Consider the following 17,753-nt stretch of genomic DNA (forward strand, 5'->3'; position numbering starts at 1 on the left):
CAGCGAAACAAGCTTTGGAGAGAGGGGGCAAGCTGTCTGCAATAGAAAAAGATGTCGCTGAAGGAAACGATAGCCTTAAAAAAGCTGAAGAGATTGCTCAGGTCTCCCGGACGATTCTTGGAGAAACCAACAACGCCAGAACCAAGGCTCTCAAGGTGGGGGCCGATCGGTTGGGTGAGCCGTACATGGCGGTTGAAAGACAATACCTGAAACTCACCAAGTCTATTGAGAACGACAACCTGAGTTATGCACAGAAGAATGCCCTGGAAGTTCAAGGCGCATTTCGAAAATTGGAAATCATGGCCATTAAAAAAAGCGCCTTGGGCAATGCGCGAAAGATGATGGCCGATGCCGACAAGGCAAAGCTCCAGAAGATCGCTCCGTCGGCTTATGGTGTTGCGGAGACAGCCTTGAACGAGGCGGAAATCTATGCCGGGCAAAATCCCTATGAGGCGGAAATGATCAGCCAGAAGAATCTTCACGCGGAGTTCATGGCCCGACGGTTGATGGCGATCAGCGAGAGCAGCAAAACGTTTCAATCGATGACTCCGGAATCATCCGCCATTTATGTGGAGAACCTGTTCGCACAACTTGGACAGGCCCTCAACACCGGTGATATGCGGGACAAAACGGTTGACGCCCAACTGGGTACGTTGGCCGCTGCGGCCGGAACCATGGAACGGAATAATCTATCCCTTGAAAAGGAAAAGACGAACTTCCAGCACGAAATAGCAGTTTTGGAACAGCAACTTACGGGTGTTCAAGGTGTCTCCCAAGAGCAGGCGGATGCCAAAAACAGACTTTCTGCAAAAAGCGCGTTCAATGAACAATTCAATACCGTTCAACGCTATTTTGATGCTGACGAGGCAGAGGTGTACAAACAGGGTGGCAATTTGGTCATTCGGCTGAGGGGTATAAAGTTTCCCGTGGGCCAAGCCACCCTTACCCCGGAAAACTATACGTTGCTCAGCAAAGTTCAGCGGGCCATTCAGACCTTCGACCAGCCGAAAGTGACAATCGAGGGTCATACCGACAGCTCCGGCTCTACCCAAATAAACCATGAACTGTCCCTAAAACGTGCCGGGGCCGTTAAAACTTATCTGGTCGCCAACAAGACACTCCCGGAAAATCATATTCAGGCGGCGGGATTTGGTCCGGATCGACCGTTGGCTCCGAATACAACACCTGAGGGCCGTGCCATTAACCGGCGGATCGATGTCTTGATTTCACCAACCCAAGCACCGTAGGCCGATCCACAAATAAGAAATATTGCCGACTATATGCCCATAAAAAAAGCCGACCAATCTCCATATGAATTGCTCGGCTTCTCAATTAAATCAAATAATATCAATACAACCAGAAAAACAAACTCCAAAAAGGAGCACGGTCATGGGAGACAAGGGCGGTAAAAAAGACAAACATAAAAGCCAAAAACAAAACAGAAACAAACAGCGGAAGAAAGCAAAAGACAAGCTCGAAAAACAACACAAAGGGCCACCGGAACTGGTATTGCCGAAACAAAAATCGTGATTCAGTCCTCTGAAATCATTGGCAATGATAAGTCGAACCAATAACCAGGAGACATGGAATGGGAGGGGGAAAAATTGAGACAAAATCCCTGGAATACGCCGAAAGCATCATCGATACCGTGCGTGAACCATTAATGGTCCTGGATCAAGAGTTAAGGGTGGTTTCTGTCAGCCGTTCATTCTATGGCGTCTTCAAGGTGAAGCCTGAGGAGACCGTGGGCCAGCTTATTTACGACCTGGGCAATAAGCAGTGGGATATCCCCAAGCTGCGGGAATTGCTGGAAACCATCCTTCCCCAAAAGGCATTCTTTGACAACTATGAGGTTGTTCACGATTTCGCCACCATCGGCAGACGCATCATGCTTCTGAATGCCCGGCAGATTGAACGGGGAATTGGAAAGGCGCAGATCATTCTGCTGGCTATCGAGGACATCACGACACGGAAGGAAATGGAAGAAAAGATCAAGCGGCTCGCCTATCATGACTCCCTGACAGGTCTGCCGAACCGAATGCTTCTCAGCGATCGTTTGAACATGGCCAAGATCCTATCCGATAGAAATCGGAAAAAGCTGGCGCTCATGATGCTCGACATAGACAAGTTCAAAGAGATCAATGATACCCTCGGCCACCATATCGGAGATCTGCTGCTGCAGGTGGTTGCGGAAAAATTAACGGGGATCCTCCGGAAAGAAGACACCGTTGCCCGCTTCGGCGGCGACGAATTCGTCCTCGTGCTCCCAGACCAAAAAGACGTCCAGACGGCACTTAATGTTGCCCGGAAGATTATCGATGCTTTCCGGGACACCGTTGTTCTTGAGGGACGCGCATTGATCATCACCAGCAGCATCGGTATCTCCATCTATCCCGATCATGGCCAGGATATCGACACCGTTTTGAAGAACGCCGACAGTGCCATGTATCGAGCCAAGCAGGCAGGGCGAAACCAATATCGTCTCTATATCGCGGTCTGAAGATGGGGCACCAAGCGCATCTTTCTGTCTGAATGTGAAAGTAAGCAGTCAATTTCCTGTCAGGACAGCTCGGCGCATTAGAGGTCGGGTCCGATATGCGGCAAAATCAAGGTCCCGGTTGGGTTTGTCATGATTTTGCTGGTCGGCTTCAGCCGCGTCTACTTGGCTGCTCATTACCTGAGTGATGTGCTGGGAGCCGCCGCGGCGGGTTTGGCCTGGCTGGCGTTGACACTGAAGGCGGTGGACACCGTGCGCCGCAACTGCGGTCGGCAGGTATAAGCTCTGGGATCGGGCGCCTGCCACGTGCGGCCGGTTCATTGTTTTGGCCCCGACGCGAAGGCGCTTTGCCGGTGCTGGAACAATACCGATCGCCCGGCATAACGTGTTGAGAAACCGAATGAAGCTGCAACCGCAAACCGAGCGCCCCCACGGGTTCTCCGACATGGATGATGATGCGCTCTTCACCCAGGAGACAGGAGTTGCCCCATGAATAAATTCAACCAGCTTTGGAGCAATTTACGATCAAGCTTTTGGTTTATGCCCTCGCTGATTGTCCTGGCCGGCATTGCTCTCGCAACCGTGTTGATCGAGGCGGACTCCGCCGGGAGCGACCGATGGCTGGCCCAGTGGCCACGCCTGTTTGGAGCCGGTCCGGAAGGCGCGCGCGTGATGATGTCAACGATTGCCGGTTCGATGATGTCCGTGGTGGGCGTTACGTTCTCCATGATATTGGTGGTGCTGACGCTGGCCTCGAGCCAATACACCTCGCGCATTCTGCGCAACTTCATGCGCAGTCGTGTCACGCAGGTCGTGCTCGGGATCTTCGCCGGCATTTTCACCTATTGCCTGATCGTGTTGCGCAGCATCCGCGGCGGAAACGAGGGCGCATTTGTTCCAAGCCTTGCGGTCTTCTTCGGCTTCATGCTGGCGCTCGGAGGTGTCGGTACCCTCATGTTCTTCATTCATCACATCGCCTCCTCAATCCAGGCTTCCAGCATCATCGCCTCGGTCGCCGAGGAAACCATGGCGTCCATTGACCGGCTTTTTCCGGAAAGACTTGGACAAGGGCCGGGCGAAGACGATGATGACCAAACGCTGTACCCTCTATCCAAGCGGTATTGGCGCATCGTCCCGGCCATGCAGAGCGGTTATATTCAGAGCGTTAACAACGCAGCGCTTCTGCGCCTGGCGCGTGACAGGAAAACCATCGTGAGGATGGAGCACGGCATCGGCGAGTTCGTTGTTCAGAACACCATGCTGGTCTCACTGGCCTTGGAAGACCCACCGGATCAAGAGACGATTGCTGCCGTGCAGGCGGCTTTCAGCATCAGCCGCCACCGCACGGTGGATCAGGACGCGGCCTTCGGCGTTCGGCAGATCGTGGATGTGGCCTTGAAAGCACTCTCACCCGGTATCAACGACACAACGACGGCCGTGATGTGCGTGGATTATCTGACGACGATTATAGCGCGGATAGCACCTCTGCAAATCCCCTCATCGCGGCGATACGAGGATGGAGAACTGCGCGTGATCGCCAAGGGGCCGGGTTTTGAAAGCTTGCTGGCCGTAGCGTTCGATCAGATTCGAAGCAACGCCAAAGGCGATGTCGCCATCATGTTGCGGATGCTCGGGGCGCTTCAAACCATCGCCGGCCTGACGGCCAGCCCTCACCGGCGGCAGGCGCTTGGCGCTCACGTGCATTGGATCGCCGAACTGGCCGACCGCACCCTCGCGTCCGCCCATGACCGTGCACGGATCGACACGCGATTGAAGCGCGTGTACGAAGCGCTTGAAGCCGAGCTTGCTTTGTATGCAAGGGAGGAGAAAGACCTTCGCCGGATACCGGAGTAGTAGACGATGCAAACCGAGACCATTTTGATCCTGAATATACCCGGTGGATTGCTGCGGAGCAAGGCCGGATGGGTATCTTGGAACTCGATCGCACGGCGATTGTGGCCCAGGAATCCCGGTGGGCCCGCCGACATCTGTTGCTCACGGAAAAGAACCATGTGATCGATGCCTTCCGGCAAGGCCTTCTCGACCAGGCGGTTTACGAGAAGCTGCTGGCGGACATCGACGCACGTCGGTTGCGGCTGGAATCGGATGAAGAGGAAAAAACGACCGAATCGCAGCCCGTTGCCGCGAACTGCGATTGAGTCAGATGGAATAGGGTTGAATATAACCAACGGTTAAATATGACCATCAGGCTGCACCGATTTCCAACCCCATATCCAGGGTCTGGAAAACCGAATTTTCATATAAACCGAAAGGTTATATAACATTCGTGAGGCATTGTGGCACTGGCATGAGAATTGAGTATCTAATCTTGTAAACAATGTCATTACCGTAACCGATCAGCTTCTTTTTTTAAATTATGAATTTAGACATTTAAACACAAGTGTGGCTTTATAGTCTTCCTGATCACGAAGGCAAATGGATGGGAAAGGTCCATGAATCGCCTAAAGAAATTCGCGCTGCTACCGGTCAATAAGATACGAGTTGGCCTAATGATGACACCGATTACAACGGCACTCGTTGTGGAAGCAGATAAACTAGCGGTCCAGCAACAGGCCCTGCTCGACGAAGCTGAAAAGCGAGCAGCCGATGCGCTGGATGGGATAGCCAAGGAAAAAAAATGAGCCAAACCAATCTGAACCGCATCTTTAACCCGCACCACGTCGCGGTAGTGGGTGCCAGCGAAAAAGCGGGCACCATCGGCAACGCGTTGATGAGAAATCTGGTTGACGGCGGGTTTGTTGGATCCGTGCTGCCGGTGAATCCCAAATACAACACCATGCACGGGCAGGCGTGCTTCGAATCGGTTTCCGCCCTGGAGACGGGCGTGGACCTGGCGGTTATCGCCACGCCGATGCATAGCGTGCCCGATATCGTCGCTGAATGCGTCGAAAAAAGAGTCGGCGGCGCCGTCATCATTTCGGCCGGGGGCAAGGAGATCGGTGAAGCGGGCCGGAAGATTGAGGAAAGGATACGGCATATCGCCAATGAAGGCGGGCTACGTATCGTGGGACCGAACTGCATGGGCATTATTCGTCCCGCAGTGAACCTCAACGCCAGCTTTGCCGCCGAGATGCCCGTGGGTGGAAACCTGGCCTTTGTATCCCAGAGCGGCGCCATCTGTACGGCGATTCTCGATCTGGCGTTGAAGGAACGCATCGGCTTCAGCCATTTTGTCAGCATCGGCTCCATGCTGGATGTCGATTTCGGAGACATGATCGACTTTCTCGGCAATGATTACTCGGCCAAAAGCATTCTATTGTATATCGAAAACCTGACCAATTTCCGTAAATTCATGAGTGCCGCGCGTTCCGTGTCCCGGATCAAACCCATCATCGTTCTCAAGTCCGGCAGGAGTCCCGCCGGTGCGAGGGCCGCAGCCTCCCACACGGGCGCCATGGCCGGAGAAGATGCGGTCTATGACGCCGCTTTCAAGCGCGCCGGCATTGTGCGCGTGGATACCATCGAAGAACTCTTCGACTGCGCGGAACTGATGGCCAAGCAACCGCGGCCGCGCGGCCCCCGGCTGGCTATCCTCTCCAACGGCGGAGGCCCGGGTGTGATGGCGACGGACACGCTCGCCCGCCATGGTCAGGAGCCCGCCCCCCTTGACCCCGAAACGATGCAGGCCTTTGATGCCTTCCTGCCGGACTTCTGGAGCCGCGGCAACCCCATCGACATCCTCGGTGACGCCTCGCCGCAGCGGTTCGGCCGCGCCCTGGCGATCTGCTTCAACTCGAAAAAGCTCGACGGCGCGCTGGTCATCCTTGCGCCCCAGGCCCTGACCGACCCCCTTTCCGTAGCCGAGACACTGGCCGCCGCGGTCCAGGAACGCCGGTTTCCGGTATTTGCCTGCTGGATGGGCGGCAAACGCATCGCCCCTGCCGTCGACGTGTTGAATGCCGCGGGAATCCCGACCTATGACACGCCGGAACGGGCGGTCCGGGCGTTTCTTTATATGGTCGAATATGCCAGGAATCTCGAAATGTTGTTGGAAGTCCCTCCGAAAATAGCCGGAGACATGGCGTTTGATCAGGAGAAGGCCCGCCAGCTGATCGCCGGTGCGCCGGACCAGGGATTTATGTCGGAATCGGATTCCAACGACATCCTCACGGCCTACGGCCTGCCCATGATCAGGACGCAAATCGCCACGACCGAGGCGCAAGCCGCACGGATCGCCAGGGAACTCGGATACCCGGTGGTCATGAAACTGCACTCACCGGATATTGCCCATAAAACCGATGCCGGCGGCGTTCGGCTGGACCTGCGCGGCGATGGGGAGATTGATGAGGCTTTCCGTCAAATCGTATCGTCGGCCGGCCAATACAAACCCGATGCCCGCATCGAGGGCGTGACCCTTCAGCCCTATTTTTCAAACCCGGATTATGAAATCCTGCTGGGCGCCAAGCGCGATCCCAATTTCGGCCCGGTAATTCTGTTCGGCATGGGCGGTATTTACACGGAAGTGTTGAAAGACCGATCCCTGGGGCTTCCCCCCATGAACCGTTTGCTGGCCCGGCGGCTGATGCAGGAAACCAAGGCCTATTCACTCTTGCAAGGATACCGCAACCGTCCCGCCGCAGACATGCAGCGACTGGAAGAAATGATCATCCGGCTCTCGCAACTGCTCATCGATTTCCCCGACATCGCCGAACTGGACATGAATCCCGTTCTGATCAAGGACGGCAAACCCGTGGCAGTCGATGCCCGTATTCTCGTTTCACCGCTCGCGATGCCCTCCTCCCTGCATCTGGTGATCGGCCCCTACCCGGAGGAGGATGAATCCCACATGGTCAGCGTCGATGGGCACCGCATTTTTGTCCGGCCCGTTAAACCCGAGGACTCCCCCCTTTTCACGGCCTTGTTCAAGACGCTTTCGCCCACGTCAATTTACTATCGTTTCTTCGGCGCGTTGAAAGAACTGAATCCCGAGATGCTGGCGCGGTTCACCCAGATCGATTACGATCGTGAGATTGCCCTTGTGGCCATCGATGAAGAGGCGCAAACCGACAACATCCTGGGAGTCGCAAGGATCATCGGCGATGCGGATGGCAAGACGGGAGAATTTGCCGTTCTGGTTGGTGATGTCTGGCAAGGCCGGGGCATTGGGGGAAAACTGCTGGAAAAATGCCTCTTAATTGCCGAAAGACAAGGCTTTAAAACGGTTCATGGCATCGTTTTAAAGGAAAACAAGAACATGCTCACGCTGGGAAAAAAGCTGGGTTTTGAGGCAAAAAGAGACATGGATGCAGGGGACAATCGGCTGGTCATTCATTTCGGAGGGGGGCCCGATTCGGAAACATTACCGGATAACGCCGTCTCTCGAAGCCGAGCCGGCGCAGTGTGCGATGAAGGGAGCGTGAAGTGACGTGGAATCGACGCTTTCAAATCTTAAGCAGATGCAGTCCCAGGGCGAAGAGATCGCCAACAGTATCAGTCACGGCATAGGGCTGTTCGGCGCGCTCATCGGAACGCCATTTCTCATCATTCATACATTGCGCCATGGGGATACCGGATTCATTGTCGGCACGATTGTCTTCGCCGCCTCCATGGTTCTCCTTTACCTCGCCTCCACGCTCTACCATGCATGGCCCGTTGGCAAGGTCAAGCGCTGTTTTCGAATCGTCGAGCATTCCGCGATCTTTATTCTTATTGGCGGCACCTATACCCCGTTGACCCTTGGCATCCTCCGAGGCGCATCCGGCTGGACGCTCTTCGGATTGGTTTGGGGGTTGGCTGTCGCCGGAATAACGCTGAAAATTATCTATAAGGCCTCACACCCCATTTTATCGACGGCCCTTTATCTGGTGATGGGGTGGTTAGCCGTGATAACGGTAGAACCGCTGCTTTCCAACATGCCGACTGCGGGCCTGTTCTTATTGATTGCGGGCGGCTTGTCCTACACCGTCGGCGTGGCATTTTTTGCAGCGGATTCGCGGATACCCTATGGCCACCTGATCTGGCATCTATTTGTCATCACCGGTACCACATGTCATTACTTCCTCGTGCTTTGGTATGCGGCCTGACATTTTTGGCAGACGTTCTTTTCAGCTCCACCGCCGAGAAAATGTTCTGCCGGCGCCCCATTCCGTTGTTGAGCATTCGCATGAAAACCAATGATTGACAAATTAGAGATATAGAAATTGGAAAAAGGAAAAAAATGAAGAAAGACAATTTGATCAAAAACCAAAACCTGTTTCCGCTGATCGAAGCAACTGCACCCTCACCCCAATCGCTTGCGCTGTGTGCTGGGACTGGAGGCCAAGAATCCGGCCATTGTGCTCGAAGGTGCCGATCTCGATCTGGCTGTCCGGGAATGTTTACTCGGCTGCCTTTCCTTCAACGGGCAGCGCTGTAAGGCAATTAAGATTATTTTCGTGGAGGCCGGCATTGCGGACGCGTTTCTCGACCGCTTTGCCGCGGCGGTTAACGCCCTTCCCTTTGGAATGCCATGGCAGGAAGGTGTTTTCATAACCCCGGTCGCGGAAAAAGACAAGACGTATTCATTCCTAAATGATTATTGGATGTCAACGCCTGTAAAGAACTGAGATAACAGGAGCGTTATTGTGGCCATCACCCTGCCAAAAACGAAGATTGTCTGTACCATCGGACCCGCCAGTGACACGCCTGAGATCATTAGAGAATTGATTGCAGGCGGCATGCGTATTGCCCGCTTGAATTTTTCTCACGGTACACACGTTGACCATGAGAAAAAAATCCATGTCATCAGGAAAATCGCCGAAGAGCTGGGCAAACCGGTTGCGATATTACAGGATCTCGGAGGACCAAAAATCCGGGTGGGGGTTATCCCTGATCCAGGGATTCGATTGGAACCGGGACGTCATATTATTCTTACCTCGCAGACCGTTGCGGGTTCGCAACAGCGCATATCGGTTTCTTATCCGCTTTTAAACGAACAAGTAAAGGACGGGGATCGGATAATGCTCGCAGATGGTTTTTTGGAACTTCGGGTTACATCGGTAAGCAGAGCTGAAATCCACTGTGAGATCATTACGGGCGGGGTGCTTACGTCTCACAAAGGGATAAATCTGCCGACCGGAAGTATTCTCATGCCTTCCATGACGGACAAAGACCGTGACGATCTGCATTTTGGCCTGGGTCTTGATGTGGATTATGTCGCGCTTTCATTTGTCAGGACGGCAGCAGACATTCAGGACATAAAAGAAATCATCCGCCGGGAAAACAAGCATACACCGGTCATCGCCAAAATTGAAAAGCATGAGGCCATCGATCATTACGACGACATCCTGGATGCTGCGGACGCAATCATGGTGGCCCGAGGTGACTTGGGGGTGGAGATACCTTTGGAAGAAGTGCCCGGCATCCAAAAACGACTGATTCAAAAAGCCAATGCTTTGGGAAAACCGGTTATTACGGCTACCCAGATGCTGCGATCCATGGTAGACGCGCCACGACCAACCCGAGCCGAGGCCTCGGATGTCGCCAACGCCGTTTTGGACGGAACGGATGCCGTTATGCTTTCGGAAGAAACGGCGACAGGGAATTATCCGGTTCAAGCGCTTCACTATATGATTCGCATCGTTGCCGAAGCGGAAAAAACCTATCCCCATGATCGGTACCTGAAAATGGTGCCGGAAAAGGAGATTTCGGACGCGGTGACCTATGCGGCCTGCGTTTTGGCGGACCACCTGGATGCAGCTGCGATTTTAGCGCCGACACGGTCCGGCCGGACAGCCATACACATCTCCAGATTCAGGCCCAAGCAACCGATTATTGCCTTTACGCCCAGCCAACCCACCCTGAGGCAACTCTCTCTTTTCCGTGGGATATATCCCCGCATGATTTTGAACCATCGGAGTGCGGATGACCTGATTGAGAAGGTATCCAAAAAGGCGGTTGAAACAGGCGATTTGATTGAAGGGGATCTGGCCGTCATCACGGCTGGCAATCCGATTTGGATCGCCGGCATGACGAATATGATTCGGGTTGTCTCATTGTGAGATAGGATGGCGTTAGCGAAATCGCCACAAAACCAAATAATTGAAAAGGAAATCAGCAATGGCCGCAAAAGAGATAAAATACGGTGCAAAGGCAAGGGAGAAAATGATGAAAGGGGTCGACGCCATGGCCGACGTGGTGATGGTGACCTTTGGGCCGAAGGGTCGAAACGTCCTCATCAATCAATCCTGGGGGACTCCCAAACTAACCAAGGACGGCGTCACAGTGGCCAAGGAGATCGAACTGGAAGACCGGTTCAAAAACATGGGCGCACAGATGGTCAAGGAAGCGGCTTCAGCCACATCCGATGCAGCCGGCGACGGCACAACCACGGCAACCATTCTGGCCCGGGCCATCTATCGCGAGGGCGCCAAGCTCACAGCCGCCGGGTTGAACCCCATGCCCATCAAGCGGGGCATGGACAAGGCCGTTGAATTGGTGGTGGAAGAATTGAAAAAGATGTCCAAACCCACCACGGACAAGAAAGATATCGCCCAGGTCGGTACCATATCGGCAAACAACGACTCCACGATCGGTGACCTGATCGCCGAGGCCATGGAAAAGGTGGGCAAGGAAGGGGTGATTACGGTGGAAGAAGCCAAGGGCATGGAGACGACATTGACGGTTGTTGAAGGATTGCAGTTTGACCGTGGCTATCTGAGCCCTTACTTTGTCACCGACCCGGAGAAAATGACGATCCACATGGATGAGCCCTATATTCTCATGTATGAAGGAACGATCCGTACGATGCGGGATCTGCTTCCCATTTTGGAGCAGGTTGCGAAAACCGGCAAACCGATTCTGATCCTGGCGGAAAATGTGACCAGCGAGGCGTTGACCACCCTGGTGGTCAACAAGCTGAGGGGAAGCTTGCATTGCGCGGCGGTCAAAAGCCCCGGCTTTGGTGACAACCGCAAGGCCACACTCGAAGATATCGCCATCCTGACAGGCGGCCGGATGATCAGTGAGGATCTGGGCGTCAAGCTGGATACGATATCCCTGGAAGACCTGGGCACGGCCAAACGGATCACGGTGGACAAGGATAATACCACGATCATCGACGGAGGCGGAGATCGCCATGCCCTGAAGGGACGGACAAAACAGCTCCGTTCGCAAATCGAGGCATCTACCAGCAATTACGACAAGGAGCGGCTGCAGGGCCGCCTGGCGAAACTGAGCGGGGGTGTGGCCGTCATTAATGTGGGCGCGGCCACGGAGACGGAAATGAAAGAGAAGAAAGGCCGCGTCGAGGATGCCCTCAATGCCACGCGTGCCGCCGTGGAGGAGGGCATTGTTCCCGGAGGCGGCGTCGCCTACATACGTGCCATGAAGGTACTTGAAACCGCTCGATTCCCCGATGAAGAGCAGCTTGGCGCCAACCTCATTCAACGTGCTCTCGAAGAACCGGTGCGGCGGATTGCCAACAATGCAGGATTTGAGGGTGCCGTGGTCATCCAGCACGTCAGGGAAGGCGCAGAAAGTTTTGGATTCAACGCCGAAACCGGGATTTATGAAGACCTTATGCAGGCCGGTATCGTGGATCCGACCAAGGTGTCCAGGCTGGCGCTCCAATATGCCGCGTCTGCGGCCGGCCTTTTCATGACCACGGAAGCGATGATTGCGGAAAAACCCAAAAAAAGGAAAACCTCCGCGTCCGATATCCCCTTGGAGGAAATGGAATAGGATCACGGGAATTGATCATTTCACGAAATAATACCTGATTTGGATTTATCACAAGGGACCATCCACCGGTTCGGATCGACAAGTCCATCACCAATGAGTTCTTAAAACAAATTCCTTTGCTCAAAAGTCAGGAAAACAACCTGCTGCTGGTTTGCGCGACGAATTATATCCGGCAACTGGATACGGCCATTCATTCAAATGAGGGAAAAAGTAAATCCGTCACTGGGCAATGACGAGATCGAAGCGTTTGAAAAGGATTGCAACAACTATTCACGCGTCTGAAGCGGGTTTATCTTGGAGGCAAATCATCGAAAGACTCCATCTGAATGACTTTTTATCGTTTTCAGGAATGCCCTGCCCGGTTGCGTTCACTCGCCAACTATATTAAAATATCATCATGTCTTTTGGATCAGCAGCAACCACTTACAAAGCACCCTGACCCGAAGGACCAAGTTTTTTTGTGCAATGACAATGTGGCAACCAAGCAAACGGATCGCGCGTGAGGGGTAGATGGAAACAATATTTCTGGAAATTTTTAACAGCATCCTCGGTTCGATTCGAGAACCGCTGGTGGTGCTTGATTCCGATCTGAACGTCGTCAAAGCCAACCAATCCTTCTACCACACGTTCAGCGTGAACCCCGAACAGACAGAAGGGATTTTGATTTATGATCTCGGCAACCGTCAATGGGACATTCCCAAACTGAGAGAATTACTGGAAAAGATCCTCCCTCAGAATACAGAATTCAATGATTTTGAGGTCGACCATCATTTTGAGACCATCGGCCAGAAAATCATGCATCTGAATGCCCGGCGGATATACAATGAAGCAAACCAGACCCAGCTGATTCTGCTGGCCATCGAGGATGTGACGGAACGTGAATATTACAAAAGACACCTCGAAGAGATGGTTGCAGCGCGAACCGCAGAGCTCAGTGTGGCCAGAGAGGCGGCGGAAAAGAGCAAACATCTGGCTGAAATCGCCCTCGATGAAATTAAGGAATTAAAAGACCAGCTCGAAGCCGAGAGGGCCTATCTTCAGGAAGAGATCAAACTGGAATTCAACCATGAGAACATTATCGGCCGAAGCAACGAAATCAAATATGTGTTCTACAAGGTCGAGCAAATCGCCGCCACGGATAGCAATGTGTTGGTTCTTGGCGAAACCGGAACCGGCAAGGAACTGGTGGCGCGGGCGATTCACGGATTGAGCTCACGCAAGGATCGGGCTCTGGTGAAAATGAATTGTGCCGCGCTACCTTCAAACCTCATTGAAAGTGAGCTTTTCGGCCATGAGAAAGGCGCCTTCACCAATGCGCATTCCAGGCGGTTGGGACGATTCGAGATCGCCAATGGCACGACCCTGTTTCTGGATGAAATCGGCGAGCTGCCCCTGGATTTGCAGCCCAAGCTGCTTCAGGTGATCGAGACCGGCGAGTTTGAGCGCCTGGGCAGCTCAGATACGATAAAAGTCGATGTGCGCATCATTGCCGCCACCAATCGCAATCTGGAAGCGGAGGTCCGCAAGGGCACGTTCCGGGAGGATCTTTGGTACCGGCTGAATGTTTTTCCGATCACCATGCCGCCGCTCAGGGAGCGCAGGGATGACATTCCCTTGCTGGTCAATTATTTTATGGATAAGATTTCAAAAAGAATGGGAAAAGCCATTGGCATGGTTCCAGTGAATGTAATGGAAGCGTTGCAGAACTATCATTGGCCCGGCAACATCCGTGAACTCGAAAATGTTCTCGAACGGGCGGTGATCAACTCGTCGGGTTCCAAACTGCATCTGGTGGATGAACTCAAAAAAAAACAAAAAGCGTTAACAAACACAAACCGGACCCTTGCGGACGTGGAGCGGGAGTATATTCTGCGGGTGCTTGAACAAACCCATTGGAAAGTCAGCGGCAACAACAGTGCGTCTGAAATCCTCGGCCTCGATCGCAGCACCTTGCGCGCCCGCATGCGTAAGCTCGATATCCGCAAGCCATAAACAGTGGTCGCATATGATCAATGGTCATATACGGCCAATCTCATTATCTGCTTTTGATCTGCTTTCCTCATCCATTCGATCCCTATTCCCCATTAAATCAAGCCAATACCGCTAATTCACGGTATTTACCAAGCCCGGCATAAATCTTGAGTATGGAATTGATGGGTATCGTTGCATGGGATCCGTATATTCGTCAGCGGCAAGCTATCCGCGATAGGGTGAAATGATGCATGCCCCTCTCAACACGGTTCAAACCGAAAAAGGCGGTCACTAATGAAAGAAATGATTGAAATCATTGCCCGGGCCCTGGTGGATCAACCCGGTGCCGTATTCGTCACTGAAATCAACGGATCGCATACGTCAATTGTCGAGCTTCGTGTCGCCAAGGAAGACATCGGCAAAATCATCGGCAAGCAAGGACGAACGGCAGACGCGCTGCGGACACTTTTAAATGCGGCCTCCTCCAAGGCCAAGACACGCTCGCGGCTTGAAATCATCGAGAAACCTTAAATAACTGGCATTGCCGGGAGGTCGCCGCCATGATCGTTGTTCGCATTACCATGCATGTACTACCGGAAAAACAGAAGGAACTGATACAAACGATTCTTTCGATGGTCGGGTCCATGGAGAATGCGGAAGGCTGTCTGAGTTACGCGCTTTTTTGTAATCTGGAAGACAGTAACCTTCTGAACCTTCTCGAAGAGTGGCAAACGCGAAAAGATCTGGATCAACATCTACGGTCCGACATGTTCGGCGTTTTGCTGGGGACCAAGAGTCTGTTGACCGAACCGCATGGGATTCAGATTCACACGATCCATCAATCGGAAGGCATGGAAGCCGTTCATGCCGTTCGGGAGAAATAGCACGGTTGCAGTTACGCTATCGTTGCTTTCGAAGAATTAATGTTTCGACAAGGCAGGATCCGTAGCTACAAAAAGGCAAACACAACGGCACAGTATAGAATGTTTTACAGCAGGCGTAATCTAAACCTGCACGAGGAAAAATCAACATGGAATATATCTGGATGATATTAATCGGCATGACGGCCGGATGGCTTGCCGGACAGTTAATTACCGGCAAAGACTTTGGCGTCACTGTAGACATCATTACCGGCATGGTTGGTGCGCTGATCGGCGGACTTGTTTTTGAAAGGATAAATCTTTTTGCTGACAACAGTTTAATCGGGAGTCTGCTTGTCGCAACCGGTGGCGCAATTACCTTCTTATATGGCATACGAGTACTTAAAAAGGCATAGGTGGCGGCTATGACATCGGTTATCAAGTATTATGCAGGAATCAACTCGGTTGCCGTCATCGGCAATTATTTGCCCCGCCAATGCGGTATCGCCACCTTCACCACGGATCTGGTTGAGGGGTTGTCGGTAGAAGCGCCGGATATCAACTGCTGGGCGGTGGTCATGAACGACAAACCCGAGGGATACCCTTATCCGGATAACGTACGTTTCGAGATTAATCAGAACAAGTTGAGCGATTATCGCACTGCTTCTCAATTTCTCAATATCAATCAGACGGATATCGTCTGCGTGCAGCATGAATACGGTATTTTCGGAGGACCGGCCGGCAGCCATCTGCTGAAACTGTTGGGTGATTTGCGTATGCCGGTGGTGACGACCCTGCACACGGTGTTGAAGGATCCCGCGCCGGAATATCGCGCCGTCATGAGCAAGTTATCCGATCTGTCCGATAAACTTGTCGTCATGAGCCACAAGGCATCCGATTTCCTCAAGGATATATATGGGGTACCAGAAGAGAAAATTGTCTTTATCCATCACGGCATTCCGGATACGCCATTCATCGATTCAAGCTTCTACAAAGATAAGTTCGGCGTGGAAGGCAAAAAGGTGTTGCTCACATTCGGTTTGCTATCCCCGAACAAGGGCATTGAAAATGTGCTGAAAGCACTGCCGGCCATTATTAACAAGCATCCGGATGTGGCTTATATTATCCTGGGTTCAACGCACCCGCATATCCTGAAATCGCATGGGGATTCCTACCGGATTATGCTGCAGCAGCTTGTGCGCAAACTCGATATCGGTGAGCAGGTCATTTTTCAAAACCGGTTCGTAGAACTCAAGGAGTTGTGCGAGTTCCTTGGCATTGCCGATATCTACGTTACCCCTTATCTCGAGGAAGCCCAGATTACCTCTGGGACCCTGGCCTATGCCATGGGCACCGGCAAGGCCATCGTTTCGACGCCCTACTGGTATGCCACCGAGATGCTTGCCGACGGCCGGGGCCGAATCGTGCCTTTCAACAAGCCGGACGCCATTGCCGAACAGATCATCGACCTTCTGGACAGTGATGTCGACCGGCACGCCATGCGCAAGAAAGCCTATACATACACCCGTGAAGCGGTGTGGCGGGAAGTATCCCGAAAATACCTTCAGGTTTTCAACGAGGTCCGGCAAAACCGTACCCATCACCCCCGTCCCCGGCATTCCTATGTTGAAAACATCAAAGCCATCACGAATTTTGAACTGCCGGAGATCAATCTCGATCACCTGAAGGCCTTTACCGATGATACCGGCATCATGCAGCATGCCAATTTTACGATCCCCGACCGCACCCATGGCTACTGCACCGACGATAATGCCAGGGCGCTGCTGGTTGCCGCCATGGGGCAAAGATACCTACCGACCAACGGCCTGGGGCTCGATTCTCTCAGCGGCCATTATCTCGGATTTCTTCTGTATGCCTACAATGAAAAAAACGGTCGCTTTCGCAATTTCATGACCTATGCGCGGCAATGGATGGAGGAGATCGGGTCCGAGGACGCCCATGGCAGAGCGCTCTGGTGTATCGGTAAGGCCGTAGCTTTTCTTGACGATCCCGGGCATCTGGCCATTAGCACAACGCTTTTCAACAAGGCCCTGCCGGCAGCCGAGAATTTTCATTCGCCCCGCGCCATCGCTTTCTGTCTGGTCGGCGTACATGCCTATCTGAATAAATTTTCCGGCGACAGTGATGTGCGCAGGATCCGGAACGTTCTCGCCGACCGGATTTTCGATCAGTTCAGACACCAGGCAACCGATAATTGGCCCTGGCTGGAGAAGACCCTGAACTATGCCAACGGAAAACTGCCTCATGCGCTGCTGGTCTCCGGTCAGCGGATGCAACGCGGCGATATGATCGATATGGGTCTCAGGACCCTAAAATGGCTGCTCGCCATCCAGACCGAGGACAAGCACTTTGTGCCCATCGGCAGCAACGGATGGTATGAACGAGGCGGTTCCAGAGCCCGTTTCGATCAGCAGCCTGTCGAGGCTAACGCCATGGTCGAAGCCTGTGTCGAAGCGTTTAACGTTACCCGGGACCAGACCTGGTTCGAGAATGCGGTCATGTGCTTCAACTGGTTTCTCGGGCACAACGACCTGAATATGCCGCTTTATGACCCCAAGACCGGTGGTTGCCGGGATGGGCTGATGGCCAACGGCATCAACCAGAATCAAGGCGCCGAATCCTCCCTGGCCTGGCTGCTGTCGCTGATGACCCTGCAGAATCTTTATGCTGAAGAGACGCTCAATCAGTGGGCATCGCAGAAAAACGGATAACAAGGATTCAAC

The 17,753-nt window shown here is 53.1% G+C and carries 17 protein-coding genes; all 17 read left to right on the plus strand.

The window, feature by feature from the left end; genetic code table 11:
- Positions 1-14: 14 nt before the first annotated feature.
- The 17 genes from Dvar_RS29230 to Dvar_RS29310 all read left to right on the plus strand — a co-directional run bounded on the left by Dvar_RS29230 (position 15) and on the right by Dvar_RS29310 (position 17,741).
- A complete protein-coding gene (locus Dvar_RS29230; protein ID WP_419656662.1) occupies positions 15-1,247 on the plus strand; it encodes an OmpA family protein in 1,233 nt (410 codons plus the stop codon).
- Positions 1,248-1,389: 142 nt separating this feature from the next.
- Positions 1,390-1,530 (plus strand): hypothetical protein, encoded by a 141-nt coding sequence (locus Dvar_RS29235; RefSeq protein WP_419656637.1) that lies wholly within the window; start codon positions 1,390-1,392, stop codon positions 1,528-1,530.
- Positions 1,531-1,588: 58 nt separating this feature from the next.
- Complete coding sequence (locus tag Dvar_RS29240; protein ID WP_419656638.1) at positions 1,589-2,500, plus strand: diguanylate cyclase domain-containing protein; 912 nt, start codon at positions 1,589-1,591, stop codon at positions 2,498-2,500.
- A gap of 129 nt (positions 2,501-2,629) precedes the next feature.
- Positions 2,630-2,779: a phosphatase PAP2 family protein gene (locus tag Dvar_RS29245; RefSeq protein ID WP_419656639.1), complete on the plus strand. Its 150-nt coding sequence runs from the start codon at positions 2,630-2,632 to the stop codon at positions 2,777-2,779.
- 207 nt (positions 2,780-2,986) lie between these two features.
- The gene (locus Dvar_RS29250; RefSeq protein ID WP_419656640.1) at positions 2,987-4,351 is read left to right on the plus strand and encodes a DUF2254 domain-containing protein; all 1,365 of its coding nucleotides are present in this window, start codon (positions 2,987-2,989) and stop codon (positions 4,349-4,351) included.
- A 68-nt stretch (positions 4,352-4,419) separates the two neighbouring features.
- Positions 4,420-4,656, plus strand: a complete 237-nt coding sequence (locus Dvar_RS29255) for a hypothetical protein (RefSeq protein WP_419656641.1) — start codon at positions 4,420-4,422, stop codon at positions 4,654-4,656.
- Positions 4,657-4,950: 294 nt separating this feature from the next.
- Positions 4,951-5,139: a hypothetical protein gene (locus Dvar_RS29260; RefSeq protein ID WP_419656642.1), complete on the plus strand. Its 189-nt coding sequence runs from the start codon at positions 4,951-4,953 to the stop codon at positions 5,137-5,139.
- On the plus strand, positions 5,136-7,883 hold the full coding sequence (locus Dvar_RS29265; RefSeq protein ID WP_419656663.1) for a GNAT family N-acetyltransferase: 2,748 nt from the start codon (positions 5,136-5,138) through the stop codon (positions 7,881-7,883). The genes Dvar_RS29260 and Dvar_RS29265 overlap by 4 nt, the downstream gene beginning before the upstream one ends.
- 1 nt (position 7,884) lies before the next feature.
- Complete coding sequence (trhA, locus tag Dvar_RS29270) at positions 7,885-8,541, plus strand: PAQR family membrane homeostasis protein TrhA (RefSeq protein ID WP_419656649.1); 657 nt, start codon at positions 7,885-7,887, stop codon at positions 8,539-8,541.
- A gap of 219 nt (positions 8,542-8,760) precedes the next feature.
- Positions 8,761-9,063 carry an aldehyde dehydrogenase family protein gene (locus Dvar_RS29275; RefSeq protein WP_419656664.1) on the plus strand — a complete coding sequence of 101 codons (303 nt, stop codon included), beginning with the start codon at positions 8,761-8,763 and terminating at the stop codon, positions 9,061-9,063.
- A gap of 18 nt (positions 9,064-9,081) precedes the next feature.
- Positions 9,082-10,497, plus strand: coding sequence for a pyruvate kinase (gene pyk, locus Dvar_RS29280; protein ID WP_419656665.1), 1,416 nt, complete (start codon positions 9,082-9,084; stop codon positions 10,495-10,497).
- A 58-nt stretch (positions 10,498-10,555) separates the two neighbouring features.
- Positions 10,556-12,178, plus strand: coding sequence for a chaperonin GroEL (groL, locus tag Dvar_RS29285; RefSeq protein ID WP_419656666.1), 1,623 nt, complete (start codon positions 10,556-10,558; stop codon positions 12,176-12,178).
- Positions 12,179-12,688: 510 nt separating this feature from the next.
- On the plus strand, positions 12,689-14,170 hold the full coding sequence (locus Dvar_RS29290; RefSeq protein WP_419656667.1) for a sigma-54 interaction domain-containing protein: 1,482 nt from the start codon (positions 12,689-12,691) through the stop codon (positions 14,168-14,170).
- Between the two features lie 273 nt (positions 14,171-14,443).
- Positions 14,444-14,680: a KH domain-containing protein gene (locus Dvar_RS29295; RefSeq protein WP_419656668.1), complete on the plus strand. Its 237-nt coding sequence runs from the start codon at positions 14,444-14,446 to the stop codon at positions 14,678-14,680.
- Positions 14,681-14,709: 29 nt separating this feature from the next.
- Complete coding sequence (locus tag Dvar_RS29300; RefSeq protein ID WP_419656669.1) at positions 14,710-15,033, plus strand: putative quinol monooxygenase; 324 nt, start codon at positions 14,710-14,712, stop codon at positions 15,031-15,033.
- Positions 15,034-15,179: 146 nt separating this feature from the next.
- Positions 15,180-15,425: a GlsB/YeaQ/YmgE family stress response membrane protein gene (locus Dvar_RS29305; RefSeq protein WP_419656670.1), complete on the plus strand. Its 246-nt coding sequence runs from the start codon at positions 15,180-15,182 to the stop codon at positions 15,423-15,425.
- Between the two features lie 9 nt (positions 15,426-15,434).
- Entirely contained in the window at positions 15,435-17,741 is a 2,307-nt protein-coding gene (locus tag Dvar_RS29310; protein WP_419656671.1) for a glycosyltransferase family 4 protein, read from the plus strand.
- The last annotated feature ends 12 nt before the right edge of the window (positions 17,742-17,753 follow it).

Source organism: Desulfosarcina variabilis str. Montpellier (assembly GCF_048565275.1).
GTDB lineage: Bacteria > Desulfobacterota > Desulfobacteria > Desulfobacterales > Desulfosarcinaceae > Desulfosarcina > Desulfosarcina variabilis.

Bases quoted from the DNA above. Each gene is read 5' to 3' on its own strand.
- Dvar_RS29235 (WP_419656637.1), top strand. From the start codon at position 1,390: ATGGGAGACAAGGGCGGTAAAAAAGACAAACATAAAAGCCAAAAACAA.
- Dvar_RS29240 (WP_419656638.1), top strand. From the start codon at position 1,589: ATGGGAGGGGGAAAAATTGAGACAAAATCCCTGGAATACGCCGAAAGC.
- Dvar_RS29245 (WP_419656639.1), top strand. From the start codon at position 2,630: ATGATTTTGCTGGTCGGCTTCAGCCGCGTCTACTTGGCTGCTCATTAC.
- Dvar_RS29250 (WP_419656640.1), top strand. From the start codon at position 2,987: ATGAATAAATTCAACCAGCTTTGGAGCAATTTACGATCAAGCTTTTGG.
- Dvar_RS29255 (WP_419656641.1), top strand. From the start codon at position 4,420: ATGGGTATCTTGGAACTCGATCGCACGGCGATTGTGGCCCAGGAATCC.
- Dvar_RS29260 (WP_419656642.1), top strand. From the start codon at position 4,951: ATGAATCGCCTAAAGAAATTCGCGCTGCTACCGGTCAATAAGATACGA.
- Dvar_RS29265 (WP_419656663.1), top strand. From the start codon at position 5,136: ATGAGCCAAACCAATCTGAACCGCATCTTTAACCCGCACCACGTCGCG.
- groL (WP_419656666.1), top strand. From the start codon at position 10,556: ATGGCCGCAAAAGAGATAAAATACGGTGCAAAGGCAAGGGAGAAAATG.
- Dvar_RS29290 (WP_419656667.1), top strand. From the start codon at position 12,689: ATGGAAACAATATTTCTGGAAATTTTTAACAGCATCCTCGGTTCGATT.
- Dvar_RS29295 (WP_419656668.1), top strand. From the start codon at position 14,444: ATGAAAGAAATGATTGAAATCATTGCCCGGGCCCTGGTGGATCAACCC.
- Dvar_RS29300 (WP_419656669.1), top strand. From the start codon at position 14,710: ATGATCGTTGTTCGCATTACCATGCATGTACTACCGGAAAAACAGAAG.
- Dvar_RS29305 (WP_419656670.1), top strand. From the start codon at position 15,180: ATGGAATATATCTGGATGATATTAATCGGCATGACGGCCGGATGGCTT.
- Dvar_RS29310 (WP_419656671.1), top strand. From the start codon at position 15,435: ATGACATCGGTTATCAAGTATTATGCAGGAATCAACTCGGTTGCCGTC.